Below are 4,798 nucleotides of genomic sequence, written 5' to 3' on the forward strand. Positions count from 1 at the left end.
GCCGACCTCGGCGCGGTGAGCCCCGCCGACGTCGATGCCTATTTCGCGTCGCTTGGCTCCCGGGAGCTCGAGCTGTGAGCGAGGTCACCTCCAGGCGCGTGGTGCTGCAGCCCTCGACCACCGAGATCATCTTCGCCTGGTTCCAGCGCGTGATCGCCGGCTATTGCCTGCTCTTCGGCATTCTCTATTGGATCCGGCTGATCGGCATCTATCCCGGTGAGCTCTGGCGCTTCGACCTGATGCCGGTGCACTGGCAGGTGGCCGCGACGACCCTTGCCGTCTTCTTTCCCTTCGCCGCCGCGGGCCTCTGGATGCTCGCTTCCTGGGGCCCGGTCATCTGGTTCATCTGCGCGGCGACCGAGACCGTGATGTATGCCGGCTTTCCCGACCTCTTCGGCCACCGGCTGCTGATCGTCATCTCGCATGCCTGCGTGGCGCTGCTCTACATCGTCTTCCGCGTGGTAATCTGGCTGCAGAAGCGCCAGCTCAGGCAATAATGCATGTCGCCCGAAAGTGGGCAGCGGTTTCGGGATAACGACATGCATCACAACGAAAATGCATGTCGCCCGAAAGTGGGCAGCGGTTTCGGGAAAACGACATGCATCAGACAAAGACCTGAAGCGCGTCGCCTGAGTCCGCTTCTGCGCGACGCGCTTTAGCTTGCCGGACGGCTCCGCAGCCCTAAATTCGGGTCGGCGATTTGCACAAAAAACCGTTGGCTAAATCTTTAGGTTAATTGTTCTTGCTCGCGTGACCGTTCGTTAAGCCTCTTTCGAAACCTCTTACCGGTAAGCTCTTGTTAGCCCTGGCGTTTAAGTCGAATTTTATGAGTATTCGATAGTGTCGCGATCAAGGTGAAGAACAAAAAATCACCGGGCGACAAACGAGAGGCAAAGACAATGATCAATTCGCGTCCGGCGGCGAAGACCGCCAACGTTTCCGACGACCGCCGCGAGGCGATCCGTTCGCTGTACATGGAATCGCTGCAGTTAGTGGAGCGCCTGCACCGCCGCCTGCTTGACGTGATCAAGGACGAGTTCGACCGCAACGGCCGCTCCGACATCAACGCCATCCAGGCGCTGCTGCTCTTCAACATCGGCAATTCGGAGCTGACCGCCGGCGAGCTGCGCTCGCGTGGCTATTATCTCGGCTCGAACGTTTCCTATAACCTGAAGAAGCTGGTCGACCTCGGCTTCATCAACCACCAGCGCTCGCGCATCGACCGCCGTTCGGTCCGCGTCTCGCTGACGCCGAAGGGCAACGACGTGGCCGACGTCGTCGCCGGTCTCTACGAGCGCCATGTCGGCTCGATCGAGGCGGTCGGCGGCATCAACACCGACGAGTTCAAGCAGATGAACCGTGCGCTCCAGCGTCTCGACCGCTTCTGGAACGACACCATCGCTTACCGGATGTAAGCCGCTTCCGGCGCTTGAGACATTGAAGTCGCGCCGAAGAAGCGAGGCCGGAGGGAACTGTCAGGGACCGGTGCCGAAAAGCACCGGTCCTTTTCCTTTCATGATCCCGCCTTCTGCAAATCGCGGACCAAGGCCACGTTGCCGCCATAATCACGGTGAAAGCGAGAATACGGGTGATGCCGCGGGCCAATGCCCTGCGCTCATGGGAACCGGCGCGGCGGCCGCGCGTTTCTGGCGGCCGGACGATGCGGGACATGGTTGGCTAATTGTTAAGATTGCCAACCTTAGAGTGCGGGCAACCCGCCGGTAGAGCGAACTGAGCGAGATTTGATACAGCTAGAATGTCTGGAACGTCCATGAGAACCAGCCGCCGTTTCTTCCTGACCGGAGCCTCCGCGCTCGCCGCCGCTGTTGTCGCCGGCCATGCCAGCGCGCAGGATGTGGTCGGGGATATCCTGAAATCCTCGGCCCGCGGCAACTGGGACGACCAGTTCGATGCCCGCGCCAGTCAGACCGGCAAGGTTGCCTCGACGCTGCCGATCTTCAGTCTGCAGACCGTCGCCTTCACCGAGCAGGCGGTGGCGCAGTATCAGAACATCGTAGGCCAAGGCGGCTGGGAACAGGTTCCGGCAACCAAGAAGCTTCAGCTCGGCGTCGACGATCCGGACGTCGTGCCGCTGCGCAAGCGGCTGATGATCTCGGGCGACCTGTCGCAGAGCGCCGGTATCTCTACGGCCTTCGATTCCTATGTCGACTCGGCGGTCAAGCGCTTCCAGCTTCGCCACGGCCTGCCGGCCGATGGCGCGATGGGCAAATACACCTATGCGGCGATGAACGTCTCGGCGCAGATCCGGCTCGGCCAGCTGCAGACCAACCTGCAGCGCCTGAAGGAAAAGGCCGGCACGCTCGGCAGCCGCTATGTGCTGGTCGACATTCCGGCGGCGCAGATCGAGGCCGTCGAGAACGAGCGCGTGGTCCTTCGCCACACCGCGATCGTCGGCAAGATCGACCGCCAGACGCCGATCGTGAATTCCAAGATCAACGAGATCATCGTCAATCCGTACTGGAACGCGCCGGTCTCGATCGTGCGCAAGGACATCATTCCGCTGATGCGGAAGGACCCCAAATACCTCGAGGAGAGCCACATCCGGCTGTTCGCGCCGGACGGCAGCGAGGTCGATCCGATGACCGTCGACTGGTCGACGGACGATGCCGCCAAGTACCGTTTCCGCCAGGATCCGGGCGTCGGCAACGCCATGGCCTCGGTCAAGATCAACTTCCCGAGCCCGGACGGCGTCTATATGCACGACACGCCGCAGCAGAGCCTGTTCGGCAAGCTGATGCGCTTCGACTCCTCCGGCTGTGTGCGCGTCCAGAACGTGCGCGACCTCGTCACCTGGATCCTGCGCGACACGCCTGGCTGGGATCGCCAGCATTTCGAGGCCACCATCAAGACCGGCGAGAACACGCCGGTTCAGGTCGTCAATCCGGTGCCGGTCCACTTCCTCTATCTGTCCGCGTGGTCGACCGGGCCCGGCGTCGTGCAGTTCCGCGACGACATTTACGGCCTCGACGGCAACAGCGAGCTGCAGATCACGTCTGCGCTGTAAGCGACTGATATTAAATATGAAAAGGCCGCTCTAGAAGCGGCCTTTCTTGTTTGGATCAGCCGTTGGTTCTGCAAAGCAATACCCAGCCGCCTGTCTGGACGCGACGCCGGCAATTGCGCATGGTCGGCCTGGGAGCCGGAATCGCATCATGGACGTCGCCGTCTTCATCCTCGTCGTGCTTGCTTTCGTGGCGCTTTCCGGCGCGCTGATGCGGCTGGTGCGGGTGCCGCTGCCGGTGTTGCAGATCGCCATCGGCGCCGCCCTTGCCTGGCCGGCGCGCGGCCTGCATGTCGAGATCGATCCGGAGCTGTTCCTCCTGGTGTTCATCCCGCCGCTTCTGTTCGGCGATGCCTTCGCGGCGCCGAAGCGGGAGCTGATCGAGCTGCGCGGGCCGATCCTCGATCTTGCGATCGGATTGGTTTTCTTCACCATTGTCGGCTTCGGCTACGCCCTGCATTGGCTGGTGCCGAGCATCCCGCTCGTGGTTGCATTCGCTTTGGCCGCTGTGCTGTCGCCGACCGATGCGGTCGCAGTGTCCTCGATCGTCGACCGCAACGTCGTTCCGGCGCGGCTGATGCATATATTGGAAGGCGAATCCCTGCTCAACGATGCCTCCGGCCTGGTCATGTTCCGCTTCGCCGTAGCGGCGGCGCTGACCGGCAGCTTCTCCTTCGCCGCCGCCTCGCTGAGCTTTCTCTATGCCGCGGCGGCCGGCATTCTCGCCGGCATCGCGGCGCTGTTCATCGCCGCCAAGGCGCTGCAGATCCTCGGCCGTATCGGTGGCGCGCCGGCGGAGGCGCAGGTGCTGGTGATGATCCTGCTGCCCTTCGTCGCCTATCTCATCGCCGAGCATGCCGGCGCCTCTGGCATCCTGGCGGCGGTCACTGCCGGCCTGCTCACCGGGACCTCGGGCATTTTCCGCTATCTGGCGGTCTCCGCGCGCATCCAGGCGATGTCGCTGTGGTCGACGCTGACCTTCGTCTTCAACGGCGCTCTCTTCATCCTGCTTGGCCTGCAGCTTCCCGACATCATCCGCAAGGTTCCGCCGGAACTCACCAGCCGGCACTGGCTGTTCGAGCCGGCGCTGACCGTGCTCATTTTGACGCTCTGCCTGATCGGCCTGCGCTTCCTCTGGATCTGGATCGGCGACATGGCCACTGGGATCGCCGCACGGCTCGGCAAGCGCAAGGCCGAGCCCTTTGGTTTCCGTGTCAGGCTTGCCGGGTCGGTGGCCGGTGTGCGCGGGGCGATCACGCTGGCCGGCATCCTGTCGCTGCCGCTCGCGCTGCGGGACGGCTCGCCCTTTCCGGCCAGAGATGTGGTGATCTTTCTCGCCGCCGGCGTCATCATCTGCTCGCTGGTCATCGCCAGCCTCGCTTTGCCGAGGATCGCGCGCGGGCTGGTCGAGCCGGGCGAGGATCCGGGCGCGGCCGAAGAACGCCGGGCGCGTGTCGGCGCCGCCAGCGCGGCGATCGCCAGGATTGAGAGCCTCGCCGGCAACGGCGGCGAAGAGGGCGAGGTGGCCGAGGCCCGGCTCGCGGTTGCCGACAGCATCGTTGCCGGCTACCGACGCCGCATCGCGGCGTCCGACGAGGCCGAAGAGGCGCGCGCCGAGGCTCGTGAAGCCGGGCGGCTGGAACTCGAGCTGAGGCACGCCGGCATCGAGGCGGAGCGCGCCGCCGTGCGCGCCATGTTCCGCAGCCGCGAGATCAACGACCATACGATGCGGGCGCTGCTTTCCGAGATCACGCTGACCGAAGCCCTGCTCAAGAG

4 protein-coding genes are annotated in these 4,798 nt (G+C 63.9%); all 4 read left to right on the forward strand.

What is annotated here, in order from left to right:
* Positions 1 to 74 precede the first annotated feature (74 nt).
* The gene (locus tag EOA38_RS28300; RefSeq protein WP_126094238.1) at positions 75 to 497 is read left to right on the forward strand and encodes a DUF6163 family protein; all 423 of its coding nucleotides are present in this window, start codon (positions 75 to 77) and stop codon (positions 495 to 497) included.
* Positions 498 to 899: 402 nt separating this feature from the next.
* Positions 900 to 1,415 carry a MarR family winged helix-turn-helix transcriptional regulator gene (locus EOA38_RS28305; protein ID WP_126094237.1) on the forward strand — a complete coding sequence of 172 codons (516 nt, stop codon included), beginning with the start codon at positions 900 to 902 and terminating at the stop codon, positions 1,413 to 1,415.
* Positions 1,416 to 1,771: 356 nt separating this feature from the next.
* A complete protein-coding gene (locus tag EOA38_RS28310) occupies positions 1,772 to 3,025 on the forward strand; it encodes a L,D-transpeptidase family protein (RefSeq protein ID WP_127300780.1) in 1,254 nt (417 codons plus the stop codon).
* A 148-nt stretch (positions 3,026 to 3,173) separates the two neighbouring features.
* A partial coding sequence (locus EOA38_RS28315; RefSeq protein WP_127300781.1) for a Na+/H+ antiporter occupies positions 3,174 to 4,798 on the forward strand: 1,625 nt, incomplete at its 3' end.

It is taken from the genome of Mesorhizobium sp. M1E.F.Ca.ET.041.01.1.1 (assembly GCF_003997355.1).
Classification (GTDB): Bacteria; Pseudomonadota; Alphaproteobacteria; order Rhizobiales; family Rhizobiaceae; genus Mesorhizobium.